The organism is Winogradskyella pulchriflava, from assembly GCF_042434315.1.
In the GTDB taxonomy this organism is placed as follows: domain Bacteria; phylum Bacteroidota; class Bacteroidia; order Flavobacteriales; family Flavobacteriaceae; genus Winogradskyella; species Winogradskyella pulchriflava.
On record NZ_JBHLTQ010000005.1, the window covers coordinates 294,823 to 313,911 of the forward strand.

Below are 19,089 nucleotides of genomic sequence, written 5' to 3' on the forward strand. Positions count from 1 at the left end.
TAATACTATTGAGAGCGTACTAATAAATAAGCATTTATAATAGTAATACTATCTGATGCAGGATTGTTTGAGTTGCTCCAACCAAAAACATGTATTTCTTGTGCGTTTGTTCCTGCATTCCAATCTACCCAAGCACTTGTAGCCACTCCTCCATTTTGTGTTGCAGCAAACGTCCAACCAGAGGCATTAGTTATAGGAAAAGTTTCAGTAGTACCATCATGAGCTCTAAGTTGAAAGTTATTTGTTCCTAAAGCATTAGTATATCTAATCACCAATTTTACCTGAATGTTTCCAGCTGCATTATAAATAGAAGGCTCTAATGAAGAATCCATAGAGCTCAAATCAATACCTCCTGTTCCGTGATTCATATTGTAATTGCCATTAGAATAAACTGGTATGGAAGAAATTGGGTTAATATTATCGACCCAAGTAACATTACCTGTAGCATCAGTCTGCATGATTTGCCCATCTGTTCCTCTCGATTCAGGCAATATATAATTATCTGTACCATCAGTTCCTATAGAAACACGACCTAAAAAATAACCAGAGTAACTGTTCGATTTTCTAACATCAGAATAAACACCATAATGAGTTCCACCTGCAGCAGGATTAAAATAATTGTTGACTCCATACTTATCTCCTGGGTTTGCACTCGTCACATTATTATATAAACCACAAAAATCTTGCCCTCCATTAACCACATTAGAAACACCATACATAATTCCTGATGAAGATGTGAATTCATTATAAGAACCGTATTGATTTCCCGTTGCTAAATTATTAAATGCTGAATAAACACCATAATTATAAGCACCAGTTGCAATTGTACCAGAAAAATCATTATCAATTCCCTTTGTCATAAGACCTTCACTTCCTAAGAACTCATTTTTTACTCCTGATATCTCAGAAGCTGATCCACTAAATTCATTATGACTACCAATTATTAAATTAGCTGTACTTGATGTTGAGAATGTGTTATGCACACCTGTACCCTCAGTACTGCCAGCTAGAGAAATCTCATTGGTTAAACCAAATTTAAATCCAGCACCAGCTTGCATTTGATTGACGATTCCGTAATGGGTACCAGTACCAGAATTTCCTATAAATTGAAAAACGCCATACTGATTAGAACTAGAGTCACCTGTCATAGACGTAAAAACACCGTAATCCGTTGGACTAAGAGAATTTGAAGAATCAAAACTATTGTAGAGACCGTATCTCGTAGCGGATTCAGATTGCATAAAATTATTATATATACCTCTCTCATCAAAAGATGATCCATCAAAGATACTATGTAATCCATAATGAGCAGCTCCTCCTGTATTTGTAATATGATTGTACAGACCTGTTATGGCACCAGTACCAGATCCAGAAAATATGTTAGAGCTTCCATATTTAGGACCAGCCCCTTCGCTTAATAAGTTGTTGTAAACACCATAGTGAGGATTGTTTCCTGTTCCACTCAATAAATTATAAAGACCACGTTGCGAATCAGTATTTATCATAGTTCCAGAAACTTGATTAAAAATCCCTGAAGTCTCTCCACTAGTGGCACCATTATATAGGTTAATGGTTCTCGTATCAATAATCTCTATGACATCTAAATTGTAATCCGCAGTATTCTTACCAATAGCAACATTACCTTGCGTATAAATATCATCATTTATATCTGTTGGTGCAGCAGTTGTATTTTCAAGATAAAAATCAGCATCATCACTTAATGTTTGCTGAATTGGCACCCATTGGGTTCCATTAAAAAAATAAAAGCCTATACCATCACCTCCTGTAACAACAGCATTTGTATTCCAAACCAATAAACCAACTGCTGGTGTGCTAATTGGAGTTGTAAGATTACTCACATCAACTAAACTAACCCTTGGTACCAAAACACCTTTATCTGAAGCAGAAATATCTAAAATTGAGGATGCATCTGGGCTTGTTGTCCCGACACCCACTTGCCCAAACAGCAATATAGGCAGAAACAGTGAAAAAAGTAGGGAGAATAATTTCATCGCTTTTAAATTTTAAGAATATGTATTCTAAATTTACAACAATTAACGGATAAAACTATTATAAACCTTATGTAACCTCAAAAAAATCAGCCAAATAGGTTAAACATCATAATAGAAAAAGGATGCACTTTTACGTGCATCCTCTCCATTTGTTACCAGATTTGGGGAAACTGATAACGGTTAATAGGTTAAGCTGGTTCAAACATAAACTAAATAATACAACAAAACAAGAAAAAAATGCTTTTTATCGTGTTTTTTTGCTTTTAATCGATTTTAATAAGTATAACTACCTGATAATCAGTATTGGCTGAAATAATTAGTTTTTAATTAAACTTTTAGTACTTTCATAAGTCTAAAGACTAAAGACTTTTTTTGATTAACGAAGAAGAATTTATACGACGTTTACAAGACGCTAAATCTAAGGAAACAGCTTTTAGTGAGTTATTACAACTCTACAAAGAGCGACTGTATTGGCACGTACGTAAAATTGTGATATCGCATGATGATACAGATGATGTACTTCAAAATACCTTTATAAAAGTATATCGCAACATAGATAAATTTAAAGGAGACAGTAAGTTGTTTTCATGGATGTATCGTATAGCAACAAACGAATCTATAACACATCTTAATAAAAATGCAAAACGCTTACAGATATCTAATGAAGAACATAAAACAAATACTATAAATAACCTAGAAGCCGATGTTTATTTTGAAGGAGATGAAATTCAATTAAAATTGCAAAAAGCCATAGCCTCATTACCTCAAAAACAACAAATGGTTTTTAATATGAAGTATTTTGACAACATTAAATATAAAGAAATGGCTGAAATTTTAGATACAAGTGAAGGAGCTTTAAAAGCTTCATATCATATTGCAGTAAAAAAAATTGAAAGCTTTTTAACATCAGATTAAACCATTTTAGTAATTTATAGTCAAAGATATAGATACTGAAACAAGTTCAGCACAACGTGAAAAAAGATAAATTAAATAACATTACATCTACTGGTTTTAAAACACCAGACAACTACTTTGTATCTTTTGAAGCCAAGTTACAGAAGCGCTTATCTAACAAAGAAACAATTGAAGGTGTAGAACATACAGGCTATGTTGTTCCTAAAGGTTATTTTGAATCATTTGAGGATAATCTTCTGGAAAACATAAACCAAGATAAGCCTGTAATTACACTACAACCAAAACGAAAATTATATTATATTGCTGGTATAGCTGCAAGTTTTATATTACTTTTTGGTGTTTTATTTAACCTTAAGAAGGATATCTCGATTGAAAGTATCGATACCTTAGCCATTGAAAGTTATTTATACCAAGAGGATTATTCAAATGATGAATTAGCATCCTTATTTAAACCTAATGAGATTTCTGTAAATGATTTTATAGATTTAAACATTAGCGACGAAACATTAAATCAATATTTAGAAACTATAGATACTGAAGAACTTATTTTAGATTAAAAAACATGAAAACAGTACACACATTAATCTTTTTACTTTTTATCTCTGCGAGTGTATTTGCTCAAAGACCAAATAGAGAAAAGATTGAAGCTTTAAAAATTGCTCATATCACAGAGCAACTAGACTTAACAAAAGAAGAAGCTCAAAAATTTTGGCCTATCTATAATGCTAACGAAGAAGCCGAAAACAAGTTAAGAGCTAGATCTAATGAAGCAAGAAAAAACAATAAATCAGATGATTTATCAGAGAGCGAAGCAAAAGCACTTTTATTAGAAATGGTTAGCATAGAAAAAGAGCGCGTAGCACTCAGATCTAAAATGCTAAATGATTTGTTAGAAATTTTACCCGCAAAAAAAATCATTGCTTTAGTGCAAGCAGAACGTTCATTTAAACAAAAAATAATACAAGAATTTAAAGAGCGACACACTAACAGACGTAATAAAAAATAATAAATTAAGGAAGCAAAATTGCTTCCTTTTTTATTATCTAAATGTGAGTTTACTTACTCGTCCTTTACCTGCAGCATAAGCGATAGAATCATTAAGAAACCGAATGGTATAAAAACCCTCATCGCTTAGATGTTTCCATGTATCACCAGCATCATTGCTATAGTCAATTCCTTTAAAACCAACAGTCACTAATTCTTTACCGTTACTATTAGGAATATATTGCACACAACTTCTATAACCAGGACCTTTTCCATTAGCAACAGCTTCCCAAGATTTTCCGCCATCTGTGGTTCTGATTTTATTGTTTAAAGTGTCATTTGGTTTGGTGTAATCTCCACCAATAGCAAAACCATTCTTTTCATCATAAAAGTCTATGGAATACATTCCTGTGGTTTCTAACCCTTGAACTATTGGTGTGTCAAAGACTTCCCAAGTTTTTCCTTTATCTGGTGAATATAAAACACGACTTGTTTTACCTCCTGTTGCAACCCAAGTATGGTCACCTACAATAGCAATATTGGTATCGCTTGCAGCAAAGGCAGCTTCGCCTTCTTTAGCTTTGGGTAAATTGTTGCATGAGAGTTTATTCCAAGTTTCACCACCATCTCGTGTAATGATAATACTCATACAATCGTCTGTTGGGTCACCAATAGCAATGCCTTCTTGGTCGTTCCAGAAGTCCATAGAATCGTAGAAGGCTTTTGGGTGGTTTTCTTTGTAGACTACTTTGTTTTTAAATGCATCAACATCTAAGGAAAATAATAAAGCTGGCGAACCTATTGTAATACCAAAACACTTTTTATTTGTTACTGCCAGTGCTCTAAAATTCAATTTTAAAGAATCATACTTAACTTGCACAGGAAAGCGATCTTGAATAATTTTAGGCAAATCTAACGCTTCATTAAAAATCACACCCAATTCACCATTGGAAGTTAAATAGGTCACACCTACACTATCTATCAACTGAATAGCCCTAACATTTAAAAGTGAGTCTTTAACTAAAGTTTTATTTTCAACCTTAGAAAAATTTCTAAGTATCTGAGATTCCTTGTTATTGATGTCGTAATTAAATAACCCACAAGCGCAAAAAACTATAATTAGTATTGGACTTATTAAAAGCAATATAATTTTTTTCATCCTTCTATATTTCCCATAAAAATAGAAAAGCTTCACGATATAACCGCGAAGCTTTTCATCAATCAATCAAAAATAAACTAGGTCATCACTCTAGCTTTCTGTTTTCAATGCTTTAATATCTATAATTAATTGTTGCATTGATGCCCTATTTAATCCGTTATAAATTCCACGTATATGTTTGTTTTTATCTATAAGTAAGAAATTCTCGGTATGTAGAAAATCCTCAATATTCTTTGGTTCACCTAGGTCATTTTCGACAAAATATTGCTCGCGTCCTAAGTTGTAGATCTCTAATTTGTCTCCAGTAACTAAATGCCATTTATGGTCTATAACACCAAATTTCTCTGCATAATTTTTTAGTACAGGAACAGAGTCTTGTGTTGGTGTAACTGAATGTGATAAAAACAAAATTTCATCATCATCTATAAATTCTTCTTGAAGTTTAAACATATTACCTGTCATCTGCGGACAAATTCCGGGACAACTCGCAAAAAAGAAGTCTGTTATGTAAATTTTATTATCAAACGTTTTTTGTGTTACCGTTTCACCTAGTTGATTGGTTAATTTAAAATCTGGAATTTTATGAAACTGTTGCTCTTCTTTCGTTCCAGGTATTAGCCAATTTGGTGTAAAAGATTCATCATTATAATAAGGCAGATAGTCTACTCTACTTGTTTCCTTTACTTGTATAGCTTCTTTCTTTACTTGCTCTTTACAACTTAAAGCAATAGCGGCTAAGCAAAATATTATTAAACTTATTTTATTCTGTTTTAATAACTTTTTCATCTTCTAATTTATAACAAGAATTAGCACGCATCATTCCGAACACGCGTCCATTTTTAGCTTCGTAATTCACATACAATTTTCCGTTTGGTAACCAAGCTTTTTGGATTCCCTTTTCGTTTCCATCTTCTAACTGACGTAATTTAGAGATTTCACCATTGGAATACCATTGCTTTTCTTCACCTTGCTTTTTTCCATCAACGTAATTGACCTGCAAGGCTAAATTTCCGTTATCCCAATAGCTCTTATAATCTCCTGTTAATTTATTTTGATTGTAGCTACACTCAATACGTAAATTACCATTTGCTGACCACGTTTTAGCTACGCCTTGTCTTTTACCATTGTAAAATCCTAGCCTTTCTCTTAAGGTATCATTTTCATAAAACTTTACAGCATATCCATTATAAGGTTGCTCTTTATAATACCAAATGCCTTCTAACTGGTTGAGCTTTAAATCAGATTTTAGGACTTCAAAAGTCTTAATAGCAATTATGTCTTCTTTCTCATTCGTGCTTGAGATATCAGAAGAATTACTTATTGATGCTTCTTTACAGCTCAATAAACATATTATAATTGCTAATACTATTGGCTTCATATTAATATCCTTGGTAAGGTCCAGCAAATGCTAAGTACGACCCAGTTGTAGAATAGACTTCATTAATTATGTGGTAATGATATTCTTCTTCACCATTTGTGTATTGTGTTGTTGATGTGTGTCCACCAGAAACATCTAAATCAGTTGGGTAAGTTCCTGTAGAATTACATTTTCTACCGTATAAGAAAACACCATCTAAAAGAATTCCGACTAAATTTTCATCATCATTACTAAATGCTTTTGGCTCTAAGTGATAGTGATATACACCTGGACCAATGTGTGCTCCTGTCCAATCTAAACTAGCAGCAGCCTGATTTAATGGACCTCCACCTTCTTGATCATTAAAAATGGATGCTCCACTTACAGCAATACCAATGGTATTAAAAGTTGTTGAGACTGTATTTCCTGTTAAATCTGGAGTTGCATCTACAGTGATTGTTACAGCATTGTTGTTACTAGACATAATACTTGGTGTTAATTCTACATCTGGCTCGTCTCTATAAAGCGCATGACCTTCTCCCCAATATACAGTTTCATGGTCTGGCAAACCCGTGGTTTCTATGACAACATTAGAGCCATCAACATAAATCGTTGTTGCATCTGTATTGAATGCTGCAAACGCTGGATGTAATTCTGCAACAACTCCATCATCTCCATCATCAGTTGATGTTGAGCTATCATCTGATGAGCAGGCAATATTTAATAAAACTATTGATATCATCAATAACATAAATTTAAAGGAATTCTTCATGTTTAATTATTTTTTTAGTTTGTACAAATGTTTAGATGCGGTTATTAAAAAAATCTTGCGCTTTAGTTTAATTTAATTTCTTCTACCTCCTGGTCTCGGTCTATTTTGTTGACCACCATTTTCCAATTCCTCCTTTGTTAGCATACCGTCGTGATTGGCGTCAATTCTATCAAAATTTTCTTTCAAAGGACCTTTAACTTCGGCTTTAGATAATTTGCCATCTTTATTAGTATCCATTTTAATAAACAACTCATTTATATTCGGTGGGCCATCTTGCCCTTGTCCTCCCTGCATACCCACTTCTCGTTGCTTATCTGCATCAACCTCTCCCATAACACAACGGCTAACGTATGGAAATTCCGCAGTGACCAAATACATGTATTTTCCGTCTATGTTTATGCCATTGCACTCATCTAAATCACCCGAACCATCAACATATTCAAAATCTGAAGTGAATGTACCATCATGATGTCCACCCACAGAAATATCCATGGATTGATGCGGATTTTCATACGTGCAGTCCTCTCCTTCTCTATCTCCGGATATTGCTTTATAGCTAGGTTTATATTTTCCACTTTTTGAATAGTACATTGGAAACCCATCGTGTGCAAAACCGATATGCACCAAATCTTCACCTGTATCAAAATTTTCGATAACAGAAGTTGGTGTACCATGATAATGGTAAGCTCCCGTTGGCTGAACATGTGCGTGGTTAAAATCTAAGCCCAAATCAATCACATCCTGAAGCGCTTCAACACGATAGTTTTCACCCGTTTCACATTCCACAACTTCTGCTGTTCCTGGTTCAAACTTAATACCGTTGATTGCTACACCTGGCTCTCTTATCCATTGTGCATTTCCTGTATATTTTGGATTGACTGGAAATGTATAAGTTCTATTCTGTGCAGAAATGGTATTTGGATTCCCTTGATTTGGAAAATCACCTGTCTTATGGTTGGGCAAAGCATTGGTTCGCATCGTTCTTGTGCTGCCATTTACAGTGACAACAGTTTCCGTACCATAGTTGGCATCTTTTAAGGTATAATTACCATAATAATTCTTAGGCGTTTCGGGTTCTGCGTGGGAATGGTTTTCTGAGCCATCGTGCGTGTGACCAGCAGTATTTTTATGGCCATTACAACTAACGAAACTAAATATTCCAATCATTGCAATGGCATAAAAGAATAAGTTATTTTTCATTTTTTAATTTTTATGAGATAATATCGCTTTAATATTTTTTAATTATTAACCTATAGCCTTATAGTCTATCTGATGCCTTTCGTTCTTCAGTTTTAATGGTTGATGCTTAGTGAAATTTTAAAGATCACTAATTACCTCCAGGTCCTCCAGGCCCTCCAGGCCCTCCCTCTCCAGGCTCACCAGTTGGTCCCATTACTCCACCAATTTGTGTAACTCTACTGTTAATGGTAAACGAATCACCTGACGCTGTTCCACCACTATAAATTCCAGAAGTGTATAGTCCGTTTACTTCTGTACCATTGCTTACAGTTCCGCCTGTATAGATTTTATACGTTTGACCCGTTTCTAATTTTGCATTGGAATAAATAATAGTAACTACGCTTCTAGGTACTTCGTACGTAATGGCTTCTGTACCATCTTCTGATTGAATATTCAATAACTGATTTGCACCGACTCCATCAAAAATCACTGAATTTTGTGTGCTCTCGCTTTCTGTTGGAAATGACGTGTTTAATCCCAATCCTAAAATGGTTCCTCCGGTAATTTTGAATGAACTATCATCGCAATCAAAGCTACCATCAGGCTCATCCGTTCTAACTGCTAGAGCAATGGTAGTACCTCCTGTAATGGTAATGCCTGCATTACTATCTATGGCATCATTAAGCGTAGTGTACACATAGATGTTGCCTCCATTTATATATAAATTCCCGCCAGAATTAAGGCCATCATCATAAGAACTGACATTTATGGTTCCGTCATTAATGGTCATTACGCCTTTCGCTTCTATACCTTCACCTTCAGAAGTGTTTATTGTAAGATTTCCTCCATTTATGGTTACATAAGGGGTAATAGAATCATCTGGTTCTTCCTCATCATCAATGTCATACGAAGCAGCAATGCCATCATCAACAGCATTTATTATAAATGTTCCATCATTTATGATTATATAGCCTTCTTCACAATCCATGCCGTCGCTATCAACCGTTAAGTTGAGGGTACCTCCATCTACAATGATGTAATCGTTGGTATGAATACCATCCGATGCTGCTTCAGACACAGTTATAGTTCCACTAATAACCCTTACATAATCATCGCTTGCGATTCCATGTTTGTAGAGTCCAGCTACATTAAGTGCACCTGAGCCACTAAAAACTAGTTGTCCTTCACTAAAAAATGTTGCTTTGGCATCTTCATCATCAGGTATATTGCTGTAAGTTGAAGCATCGGTCAAATTGTTCGTACCTTCTAATATCACAAAACTTGTTTTTGAAGATTGAATATTTATCGCAGGTCCATCAGCATTAGTGATGCTTACATCATTCAACGCTAATTTGAATTTTTTATCGCTATAAATTTTCAACATACCGTTGGTTGTTGTTCCAGAAACTTCATATGCCACTTTTGAAATAGTGGAATTTATGGTGACCTCAGCTCCGTTTTGTGTAATGACTACATCATTAGGAACAGGATTAGTTATTGTAGCCGACGTATTGGAAAATACAATTTGAACTGTATTTTCAAAAGTTACGTTTTCTACTAAATCATCTTCGTCGTAACCTGTGTTGTTGGTGTCGCCTTCAGCTGTACCTGTTAAGTTATTGTCGGTTATGGCAATTTCTTCTGATACTGATACTATACTGTCACTTTCATCATCACTACATGAATTAAAAGTTATTATGTGAGCAAAAAATATTGTTGCTACAAATACACGGAAAAAATTCTTTTTAACTCTTTTCATCTCTTTACGTTTTTAAATTAGTTTATCTACGTATTAATTTCTTTCCTTTCTTTTTGGCTTTGGTGCCTTTTTAAATTCCTCTTCTGATATAAATCCATCTTCATCGGTATCAACTTTAGAAAAATCTTCCTTTAAAGGGCCTTTTAATTCATCTTTAGAAAGTTTTCCATCCTCATTTTTATCCATCTCTTTTAATAATTGCGCAAATGTTGGTGGTCCTTTTCTTTCTTGTTTATCACCAGATTGACCATACGATATATTTGAAATAATTGCTATACCAAATACTAATACTGCTGTTTTTAAAGTGCTACTTGTCATATTTTAAATTTTTAAGTTATATGGTTTTAGATGCACTTCTTTTTTTTAACTTGTGTGTAGGTTTGTTAAAAAAATCACAAAAAAAAAGACCTTCATTATTTTGAAGGTCTATAGATAACAATACTTTAATATTAATCTCTACGCGGTGGAGGCGGTCTGTGTCCTTCCCCTTCTCCTAGCCGTGGTGGCCTGTTTCCTTGATCTCCTTGCCTCAAGGCATCCATAATTATCGCTTTAAATTTTTCCTTTTGTTTAGCATTAGATAATTCTTGAATCATTTTAAAATGATAAAAAACTTCCTTGTCCTTTACGCTTTCTTTTTCACCAATTAATGCGGAAATAGAATCAATAGTTGCTTCATCTACAGAGTCGTCAGATAATTTGCCGAAAAGTTCATCTTTTAGAATTTTAATCTCATCTGAAATGCGCTTCATTGTTTTATGGTGCTCTTTACTATTTTCCTTGAATTGAGCGATTTGCGATTCGCTAAATTCAAGTTCTTTCACTATAAAATCTTTATCTCTTTGTGGTTCATGCTGGGTTTTACTGTTGCTTTTTCCCATATAATTTAATAGAAAAAAACCATTCACCACAATTAAAAAAATAAGTAAAACGTATAGAATTGTATTTTTTTTCATGACTAATATAGTATTGAGTTTTCAGTGTCAGTTGATAGTCCATAGGATTCTGCAAAAGAACTTACACTTTCATTGTAGGTCATTTTTTGTAGATTATTAAAAGCTATAACATTTAAAACAACAACACATACCAAGGTGGCTAGTTGCACTTTTGGAGTAAACCAAGACCAAGTGGCTTCTTGTAAATCTTCAGACGCATTTCTAATTTGATGCATCACCTTTTCCTTAAAAAAAGGAGACACTTCCACCTCTTTAATGGACTCAATAGAATCCAACGTCTCTTTAACTTTTTTATTCATTTCAACATTAGTTTTCATAACTATATATTTAGATGCATAAGTTTAGAAAAACTTGTGCTAATGTTCATTTTTATAATAATTCTCTAAAATGTTCTGTAAATTCTTTTTGGCTCTAAACATTATTGATTCCACTGAAGACAAACTTTTTTGAGTTATTTCAGAAATTTCTTGATAGCTCTTACCATCAATTTTATGAAGCGTAAAAACTACAGATTGACTCTCTGGCAAACTACTAATAGCTTTAAATAAAGTAGCATTTAGCTCTTTATTCTCTAATAATATTCCAGGATGGTTCATTTCTGTAAAATAATCTGTTTTATCTATAGGTATGGCATTTCCTGTTATCGACTGAAGAAAAGCAAAACGCTTCTTAGTATTCTTTTTTCTAATAAATTCTAAACATTTATTGGTGGTAATTCTATAGATCCAAGTTGATAATTTTGAATCTCCCTTAAACTTATTAATAGAGTTAAAAACTTCTACAAACACTTCTTGAGCAATATCTTCTGCATCTTCTTTATTAGGAACAAAAGAAATACAAGTACTAAAAACCTTTTGCTGAAAGTCGTCTAATAGTCGACTATAAGCAGAGGTATCCTTGTCTTTTAAGGCCTGAATAAAATTCTTATCTTCCAAATATTATAATTTCGGTGGAAAATTAACAAAATTTATTAGTAATTAAGCGTAAATTTGCACGCTATAAAATTTTATAATGCGACTACACAGAAACTTATGCTTTGCGGTAATAGATGGTTTACATAAAATCTTCAATGAAGGAGAATATGCCGATAAGGTAATTCAACAATTACTAAAAAGAGATAAACGCTGGGGAAGTCGAGACAGAGGTTTTGTTGCAGAAACCGTTTATGAAATTGTACGCTACCAAAGACTTTATGCTGAAATTGCTAATGTAAAAGCACCTTATGACAGAGATAATCTATGGAGAATATTTGCTGTTTGGGCAACTTTAAAAGGTATTAAATTACCCGATTGGAAATACTTTACCGACACTCCGTCTCGAAAAATAAAAGGGCGTTTTGATGAATTGTCTAAAATTAGAAAATACAGAGAGTCTATTCCGGATTGGATTGATGAGTTAGGCTCAAAAGAATTAGGCGAAACCGAATGGACTAAGGAAATAGCAAAACAAAACGAACAAGCCGATGTCATCCTAAGAGTTAACACTCTAAAAACCAACAAAAAAGATTTACAGCTTAAGCTACAATCTGAAGACATCGAAACTGAAACTTTACCAAATCATCCCTATGCGTTAAAATTAAAAGAGCGCGCCAATGTCTTTATGACAGAGGCTTTTAAAGATGGTTGGTTCGAAGTACAGGATGCATCCTCTCAGTTGGTTGCAGACTTTTTAGATGTAAAACCAGGTATGAAAGTGGTGGATGTTTGTGCAGGCGCAGGAGGAAAAACATTGCATTTGGCTTCCTTAATGGAAAATAAAGGTCAGATTATAGCTATGGACATTTACGAAAGTAAATTGAAAAAACTCAAAATTAGAGCACGTCGTAATGGTGTGCATAATATTGAGATGAAAGTTATTGATTCTACGAAACCGATTAAAAAATTACATGGCAAAGCAGATCGTTTACTTATTGATGCTCCATGCTCAGGATTAGGTGTATTACGGAGAAATCCGGATGCCAAGTGGAAACTACAACCAGAGTTTGTTGAAAATATTAAACAAACACAACAAGAAGTTTTAGAACAATATTCTAAAATGGTAAAATCTGGCGGAAAAATGGTGTATGCTACCTGTTCAGTTTTACCGTCAGAAAACCAAAAACAAGTAGAAAAATTCTTAACTTCGGAAACTGGAAAAGAATTCTCCTTAATAAAAGATAAAAAAATACTAGCCCATAAATCTGGTTTTGATGGATTTTATATGGCACTATTAGAAAAAAAATAGCCACTCTACATTTTAATTACTTATGAAAAAACTTTACTTTTTTGTTGTCTCTACACTACTATGCGCTATAGCGAGCGCACAAGCTCCAGCTAATTATTATAGCTCTGCTGACGGTTTAACAGGTTATGCACTTAAGACCCAACTAAAAGAAATAATCAATAGCACAAATGACGGCTTATCGCCAGAATACACGCATAATAATCAAGGTGATAATTTAGATGGGCTTTATTCCATTAGCGATAGGGATATTTATTATGAGAATGATAATACCATTCTTGATATTTATTCTGAAAACCCAACAGGCACAGACCCATATACTTATGATTATGGTTCAGACGAATGTGGAAATTACAATAGTGAGTCCGATTGCTACAATAAGGAGCATATAATTCCACAATCAGCAGTAAACGACGGAAGCCCTATGATTCACGATGCACATCATGTTGTACCAACTGATGGACGTGTTAATGGTTTTAGAAGCAACTACCCTTTTGGTGTTGTGGATGATTCTCAATTGGTTTCTCAAAGTGGAATTTCTAACCCAACTATGAATGGTTCTAAATTGGGTGGAAATTTAAACAGCGGCTATTCTGCTGGCTACACAGGTACTGTTTTTGAACCAATAGATGAATTTAAAGGTGATGTGGCAAGAATGTATTTTTATTTCGTAACACGCTACGAAGACCAAGTGGACAATTGGAGTGCTTATGCAATGTTTGACGGTACTAATGACAAAGCCATTGCAGATCCTTTTCTAAATATCTTACTGACTTGGCACCAAAACGACCCAGTATCTCAAAAGGAAATTGATAGAAACAATGCCATTTTTAATTATCAAAATAATAGAAATCCATTTGTTGACAATCCACAATACGTCACAGATATATGGGTTTCAGATCCAGATATTGAAGCACCAACAGACCCAACAAATTTAGTAGCCTCTAACCCAACAGATAATTCAATAGATTTAGATTGGACAGCATCAACAGATAATGTTGCTGTTGCTTCTTATGATGTCTATATTGATGGTGTTTTTGCATATAATACTGGTAATACTAATACAAGCACAACTGTTACGGGTTTGCTTGCTGACACAAATTATTGTTTTACATTAAAAGCTAAAGACACTTCTGGAAATGAATCTGGTTTTAGCAACCAAGACTGTGAAACAACTACAGATAATGGTTCTAGTGGTGGTGATATAGACTTGTTTTTTTCAGAATACATTGAAGGCTCTAGCAATAATAAAGTTCTAGAAATAGCCAACTTTACAGGGGCAAGTGTAAGTTTATCAATATACACCTTAAAACTTAGCACAAATGGAAATGCTTCTTGGGGTTCACCATACACATTCCCATCTAGTTCTACTATTGCCAACGAAGATGTTTTTGTAGTTGCTAACGGTGCGGCTGCGGTTTGTACGAGTGAATATGATGACCTAAATAACGCTATAACTTCCTTTAATGGTAATGATGCCATAGGACTATTTAAGAACGATGTACTAATTGATATTATTGGAGATTTTAACAGTAGTGCTAATTATGCACAAAACACAACTTTAGTTAGAAAATCTACAATTGACAGACCGACAACAACATTTAATATCAATGAATGGGATAACTATGCATCAAATAATTGTGATGATTTGGGTTCACATACACAAACTTTGAGTATTGTTGATGCTACGATTAAAACCATTTCTTTTTACCCTAATCCTGTAAAATCTCATTTAAACATTAGTTTAAAATCAGATTTAGAGACTAAAATTGAAATCTACGATATCTTAGGTAAACTTGTTTTTAACAAAACAATAAGCGCATCGGCAACCTTAGATGTACAATCTCTAAAAGCTGGTATTTATATCGTAAAGATTTCTCAAGAAAATTCTAGTATTAGCAAACGATTGATTAAGAATTAACCGATAGCAAAATTATATTAAAGCAGCTTTTACAGCTGCTTTTTTTTGTTCAAAACCTGTTGAATAAGTCTTGTTTTTGTAATCCAATTTATAGCGTACATTAGCTTAAAATGAATTAACTTTGTGTTTTTATTTTTCACACCAAACACAACCTATAAATGATTCATTTCTTTGGAAACCAAAACAGCAAAGTATTTGCTGTTCAAGCCACAAAAGAATTATCAACCGAAACCATTTCTAAATTGACATGGTTATTTGGCAACCAGCCAAAAATAGAACAAGCATCACTAGATGCTTTTTTTGTTGGGCCAAGAGCAGCAATGATTACTCCTTGGAGTACAAATGCTGTTGAAATCACCCAAAACATGGGAATTTCTGATATCATTAGAATTGAAGAATTTACTTCGACAACCAAAGATTTCAAGGATTTTGATCCTATGATTTCTGAAAAATTTTCGAGTCTAAATCAAGATGTTTTTAAAATTGATATTCAACCTGAAGCCATTTTAAACATTGAAGATATTTCAGCATATAACCAACAAGAAGGGTTGTCGCTAAGTGATGAAGAAGTAGAATACCTAGAAGGTGTTTCAAAAAAAATAGGACGACCATTAACCGACTCTGAAGTTTTTGGGTTTTCTCAAGTTAATTCAGAACACTGTCGTCATAAAATATTCAATGGGACTTTTGTTATTGATGGTGAAGAAAAAGAAACGTCGTTATTCAAACTTATAAAAGAAACCTCGAAACAAAATCCCAATGATATTGTTTCAGCATATAAAGATAATGTCGCTTTTATAAAAGGTCCAGTTGTGGAACAGTTTGCACCAAAGCGTGCCGATGTTCCAGATTATTATGCAACCAAAGATTTTGAATCTGTAATTTCCCTTAAAGCCGAAACACACAATTTCCCAACTACTGTAGAGCCTTTTAATGGTGCTGCTACAGGCTCTGGAGGTGAAATTAGAGATAGACTTGCTGGTGGAAAAGGCTCTTTACCTCTTGCAGGAACTGCGGTTTATATGACTTCATATTCTAGACTGAACGATGAGCGTCCATGGGAGAAGGCATTTCCAGAGCGTAAGTGGCTTTACCAAACACCAATGGACATCTTAATTAAAGCGAGTAACGGAGCATCTGATTTTGGAAACAAATTTGGACAACCTTTAATTTGTGGCTCAATTTTAACCTTTGAGCATCAAGACCAAAACGGAAAAATTGGTTATGACAAAGTAATTATGCAAGCTGGTGGAATTGGTTATGGAAAAGCAGAACAAGCATTAAAAGATACACCAAAAGAAGGTGATAAAATTGTTATTCTTGGTGGTGACAATTACCGAATTGGAATGGGAGGCGCTGCAGTGTCTTCTGCTGATACAGGCGAATTTGCTTCTGGTATCGAATTAAATGCTGTGCAACGTTCTAACCCAGAAATGCAAAAACGTGCTGCAAATGCTGTTAGAGGTATGGTAGAAAGTGATGAAAATTTCATTGTTTCAATTCACGATCATGGTGCTGGTGGCCACCTCAACTGTTTATCAGAATTAGTTGAAGACACAGGTGGACACATAGATTTAGATAAATTACCAATTGGTGATCCTACTTTATCTGCTAAAGAAATTATTGGTAACGAATCTCAAGAACGAATGGGATTAGTTATTGCAGATAAACATTTAGACACCTTACACAAAATAGCGGATAGAGAACGCTCTCCAATTTACGATGTTGGAGAAGTCACAGGGAAACATCGATTTACTTTTGAATCTAAAACTAATGGTGCTAAACCAATGGATTTAGCTTTAGAAGATATGTTTGGTAGCTCACCAAAAACTATAATGACAGATACTACAGTAGAGAAAGCATACAGTGAAATTTCTTATAATACAGACAAATTTTACGATTATTTAGATCAAGTTCTTCAGCTTGAAGCTGTAGCCTGTAAAGACTGGCTAACTAACAAAGTAGACCGTTGTGTTGGTGGCAAAGTTGCTAAACAACAATGTGCTGGTCCTTTACAATTACCATTGAACAATGTTGGTGTAATGGCTCTCGATTATAAAGGGAAAGAAGGTATTGCAACGAGTATTGGTCACTCACCTATTTCGGGATTAATTAATCCTGAAGCTGGTAGTAGAAACTCAATTACAGAAGCGTTAACTAATATTATTTGGGCACCTTTAAAAGATGGACTAAAAAGCGTTTCACTTTCTGCAAATTGGATGTGGCCTTGTAAAAATGAAGGTGAAGATGCTCGTTTGTATGAAGCTGTAAAAGCCGTTTCAGAATTTGCAATAGACTTAGGCATCAATGTTCCAACAGGAAAGGATTCCCTTTCTATGAAACAAAAATATCCTGATGGAGATGTTATTTCTCCTGGTACAGTTATTATTTCAGCAGCAGCTAATTGTAACGATATAACTAAAGTTGTTGAACCTGTTTTTCAAAAACGAAAAGGCTCAATTTATTATATCAACATTTCTCAAGACTCTTACGAACTCGGTGGCAGTTCTTTTGCACAGATTAATAATAAAATTGGTAACACTACACCAAACATTAAAAGTGCAGACTACGTTAAAACGGTTTTTAACACCATTCAAAATTTAATAAAAGACAATCAAATTGTTGCTGGACACGACGTGGCTTCTGGTGGTTTAATTACAACCTTATTAGAACTGTGTTTTGCTGACAATAATATAGGTGCTGAATTAGATATAACAAGTCTTAATGAAAAAGATGCTTTCAAAGTTCTTTTTGCTGAAAATGCAGGAATTGTGTTTCAAGCAGAAAATGATAATGAGATTGAAAATATATTATCTAATGCAGCAATAGAATTCCATAAGCTAGGTGAAGTAACTGAAAGTGACACGCTAAGCGTGATTAATTATAATCAAGTCTTTACCATGACGGTTTCGAGATTACGAGATATGTGGTTTAAAACCTCTTTCCTACTCGACCAAAAACAAACAGCAAATGGTTTAGCACAAGATCGCTTTGATAATTATAAAAACCAGCCATTGCAATATAAATTTCCATCACATTTTACAGGTAAACTTGATGAGATTGCCACGTCACCAGTTCCTCGCAATGACAGTAAACGACCAAAGGCAGCAATTCTTAGAGAAAAAGGAAGCAACTCAGAACGAGAAATGGCAAATGCGATGTACTTAGCAGGTTTTGATGTTAAGGATGTCCACATGACCGACTTAATTTCGGGTAGAGAAACTTTAGAAGATATTCAATTTCTAGGAGCCGTTGGTGGTTTTAGTAATTCAGATGTTTTAGGCTCTGCCAAAGGTTGGGCTGGTGCTATAAAATATAATGAGCAAGCCAATAAAGTCATTAAAAACTTTTTTGAAAGAGAAGACACATTATCAGTTGGTATTTGTAACGGTTGCCAACTATGGATGGAATTAGATCTCATCAATCCAGAGCATGAAGTTCATGGCAAAATGGTTCATAACGACTCTAAAAAACACGAAAGCTCATTTACTTCTGTAAAAATTCAACAAAACAATTCTGTAATGCTTTCTAGTTTAGAAGGCTCTACTTTAGGTGTTTGGATTTCTCATGGAGAAGGAAAATTCAACCTACCTTATAATGAAGACAAATACAATATTGTAGCTAAATATGGTTATGAAGCTTATCCGCATAATCCAAATGGTTCAGATTTTAATACAGCTATGATGTGCGACTCAACTGGTCGTCATTTAGTGACGATGCCACATATTGAGCGTTCAACTTTTCAGTGGAATTGGGCTCACTATCCAGAAGGTAGAAAGGACGATGTTTCACCTTGGTTAGAAGCTTTTGTTAATGCAAGAAAATGGTTATTAAACACTCATTAAACTTTTTGGT

The 19,089-nt window shown here is 34.1% G+C and carries 17 protein-coding genes; 6 read left to right on the forward strand and 11 right to left on the reverse strand.

The window, feature by feature from the left end; translation table 11 throughout:
* Positions 1-5: 5 nt before the first annotated feature.
* Complete coding sequence (locus tag ACFFGA_RS10695; RefSeq protein ID WP_386063650.1) at positions 6-2,012, reverse strand: phage tail-like protein; 2,007 nt, start codon at positions 2,010-2,012, stop codon at positions 6-8.
* Between the two features lie 372 nt (positions 2,013-2,384).
* Between ACFFGA_RS10695 and ACFFGA_RS10700 the strand changes: the two genes are divergently transcribed.
* The 3 genes from ACFFGA_RS10700 to ACFFGA_RS10710 are packed head-to-tail and all read left to right on the forward strand — an operon-like array spanning position 2,385 to position 3,933.
* Positions 2,385-2,927 carry an RNA polymerase sigma factor gene (locus ACFFGA_RS10700; protein WP_386063652.1) on the forward strand — a complete coding sequence of 181 codons (543 nt, stop codon included), beginning with the start codon at positions 2,385-2,387 and terminating at the stop codon, positions 2,925-2,927.
* Positions 2,928-2,983: 56 nt separating this feature from the next.
* Positions 2,984-3,484, forward strand: coding sequence for a hypothetical protein (locus ACFFGA_RS10705; RefSeq protein WP_386063655.1), 501 nt, complete (start codon positions 2,984-2,986; stop codon positions 3,482-3,484).
* 5 nt (positions 3,485-3,489) lie between these two features.
* Positions 3,490-3,933 carry a Spy/CpxP family protein refolding chaperone gene (locus tag ACFFGA_RS10710; protein WP_386063658.1) on the forward strand — a complete coding sequence of 148 codons (444 nt, stop codon included), beginning with the start codon at positions 3,490-3,492 and terminating at the stop codon, positions 3,931-3,933.
* A 33-nt stretch (positions 3,934-3,966) separates the two neighbouring features.
* On the opposite strand, the gene ACFFGA_RS10715 is transcribed toward ACFFGA_RS10710, so the two are convergent.
* From ACFFGA_RS10715 to ACFFGA_RS10760, 10 genes are all read right to left on the reverse strand, one after another.
* Complete coding sequence (locus tag ACFFGA_RS10715; RefSeq protein ID WP_386063661.1) at positions 3,967-5,070, reverse strand: WD40/YVTN/BNR-like repeat-containing protein; 1,104 nt, start codon at positions 5,068-5,070, stop codon at positions 3,967-3,969.
* A gap of 90 nt (positions 5,071-5,160) precedes the next feature.
* On the reverse strand, positions 5,161-5,856 hold the full coding sequence (locus ACFFGA_RS10720) for an SCO family protein (RefSeq protein ID WP_386063664.1): 696 nt from the start codon (positions 5,854-5,856) through the stop codon (positions 5,161-5,163).
* Entirely contained in the window at positions 5,831-6,448 is a 618-nt protein-coding gene (locus ACFFGA_RS10725) for a toxin-antitoxin system YwqK family antitoxin (RefSeq protein ID WP_386063667.1), read from the reverse strand. The genes ACFFGA_RS10720 and ACFFGA_RS10725 overlap by 26 nt, the downstream gene beginning before the upstream one ends.
* Position 6,449: 1 nt before the next feature.
* On the reverse strand, positions 6,450-7,199 hold the full coding sequence (locus tag ACFFGA_RS10730; RefSeq protein WP_386063670.1) for a YHYH protein: 750 nt from the start codon (positions 7,197-7,199) through the stop codon (positions 6,450-6,452).
* A gap of 72 nt (positions 7,200-7,271) precedes the next feature.
* A complete protein-coding gene (locus ACFFGA_RS10735) occupies positions 7,272-8,399 on the reverse strand; it encodes a YHYH protein (RefSeq protein ID WP_386063672.1) in 1,128 nt (375 codons plus the stop codon).
* A gap of 127 nt (positions 8,400-8,526) precedes the next feature.
* On the reverse strand, positions 8,527-10,137 hold the full coding sequence (locus ACFFGA_RS10740) for a carbohydrate-binding domain-containing protein (protein WP_386063675.1): 1,611 nt from the start codon (positions 10,135-10,137) through the stop codon (positions 8,527-8,529).
* Positions 10,138-10,170: 33 nt separating this feature from the next.
* Complete coding sequence (locus tag ACFFGA_RS10745) at positions 10,171-10,455, reverse strand: EF-hand domain-containing protein (RefSeq protein WP_386063678.1); 285 nt, start codon at positions 10,453-10,455, stop codon at positions 10,171-10,173.
* A gap of 131 nt (positions 10,456-10,586) precedes the next feature.
* Complete coding sequence (locus tag ACFFGA_RS10750; RefSeq protein ID WP_386063681.1) at positions 10,587-11,018, reverse strand: Spy/CpxP family protein refolding chaperone; 432 nt, start codon at positions 11,016-11,018, stop codon at positions 10,587-10,589.
* A gap of 77 nt (positions 11,019-11,095) precedes the next feature.
* Positions 11,096-11,410 carry a hypothetical protein gene (locus tag ACFFGA_RS10755; RefSeq protein WP_386063682.1) on the reverse strand — a complete coding sequence of 105 codons (315 nt, stop codon included), beginning with the start codon at positions 11,408-11,410 and terminating at the stop codon, positions 11,096-11,098.
* A gap of 39 nt (positions 11,411-11,449) precedes the next feature.
* The gene (locus ACFFGA_RS10760; protein ID WP_386063683.1) at positions 11,450-12,028 is read right to left on the reverse strand and encodes an RNA polymerase sigma factor; all 579 of its coding nucleotides are present in this window, start codon (positions 12,026-12,028) and stop codon (positions 11,450-11,452) included.
* A 76-nt stretch (positions 12,029-12,104) separates the two neighbouring features.
* On the opposite strand from ACFFGA_RS10760, the gene ACFFGA_RS10765 reads away from it, so the two are divergent.
* From ACFFGA_RS10765 to purL, 3 genes are all read left to right on the forward strand, one after another.
* Positions 12,105-13,316: an RsmB/NOP family class I SAM-dependent RNA methyltransferase gene (locus tag ACFFGA_RS10765; protein WP_386063687.1), complete on the forward strand. Its 1,212-nt coding sequence runs from the start codon at positions 12,105-12,107 to the stop codon at positions 13,314-13,316.
* Between the two features lie 22 nt (positions 13,317-13,338).
* Positions 13,339-15,234 carry an endonuclease gene (locus tag ACFFGA_RS10770; protein WP_386063690.1) on the forward strand — a complete coding sequence of 632 codons (1,896 nt, stop codon included), beginning with the start codon at positions 13,339-13,341 and terminating at the stop codon, positions 15,232-15,234.
* A gap of 158 nt (positions 15,235-15,392) precedes the next feature.
* Positions 15,393-19,079, forward strand: a complete 3,687-nt coding sequence (purL, locus tag ACFFGA_RS10775) for a phosphoribosylformylglycinamidine synthase (protein WP_386063693.1) — start codon at positions 15,393-15,395, stop codon at positions 19,077-19,079.
* Positions 19,080-19,089 lie beyond the last annotated feature (10 nt).

Bases quoted from the DNA above. Each gene is read 5' to 3' on its own strand.
- ACFFGA_RS10740 (WP_386063675.1), bottom strand. From the start codon at position 10,137: ATGAAAAGAGTTAAAAAGAATTTTTTCCGTGTATTTGTAGCAACAATA.
- ACFFGA_RS10765 (WP_386063687.1), top strand. From the start codon at position 12,105: ATGCGACTACACAGAAACTTATGCTTTGCGGTAATAGATGGTTTACAT.
- ACFFGA_RS10745 (WP_386063678.1), bottom strand. From the start codon at position 10,455: ATGACAAGTAGCACTTTAAAAACAGCAGTATTAGTATTTGGTATAGCA.
- ACFFGA_RS10720 (WP_386063664.1), bottom strand. From the start codon at position 5,856: ATGAAAAAGTTATTAAAACAGAATAAAATAAGTTTAATAATATTTTGC.
- ACFFGA_RS10730 (WP_386063670.1), bottom strand. From the start codon at position 7,199: ATGAAGAATTCCTTTAAATTTATGTTATTGATGATATCAATAGTTTTA.
- ACFFGA_RS10750 (WP_386063681.1), bottom strand. From the start codon at position 11,018: ATGGGAAAAAGCAACAGTAAAACCCAGCATGAACCACAAAGAGATAAA.
- ACFFGA_RS10755 (WP_386063682.1), bottom strand. From the start codon at position 11,410: ATGAAAACTAATGTTGAAATGAATAAAAAAGTTAAAGAGACGTTGGAT.
- ACFFGA_RS10695 (WP_386063650.1), bottom strand. From the start codon at position 2,012: ATGAAATTATTCTCCCTACTTTTTTCACTGTTTCTGCCTATATTGCTG.
- ACFFGA_RS10715 (WP_386063661.1), bottom strand. From the start codon at position 5,070: ATGAAAAAAATTATATTGCTTTTAATAAGTCCAATACTAATTATAGTT.
- ACFFGA_RS10710 (WP_386063658.1), top strand. From the start codon at position 3,490: ATGAAAACAGTACACACATTAATCTTTTTACTTTTTATCTCTGCGAGT.
- ACFFGA_RS10770 (WP_386063690.1), top strand. From the start codon at position 13,339: ATGAAAAAACTTTACTTTTTTGTTGTCTCTACACTACTATGCGCTATA.
- ACFFGA_RS10725 (WP_386063667.1), bottom strand. From the start codon at position 6,448: ATGAAGCCAATAGTATTAGCAATTATAATATGTTTATTGAGCTGTAAA.
- ACFFGA_RS10735 (WP_386063672.1), bottom strand. From the start codon at position 8,399: ATGAAAAATAACTTATTCTTTTATGCCATTGCAATGATTGGAATATTT.
- purL (WP_386063693.1), top strand. From the start codon at position 15,393: ATGATTCATTTCTTTGGAAACCAAAACAGCAAAGTATTTGCTGTTCAA.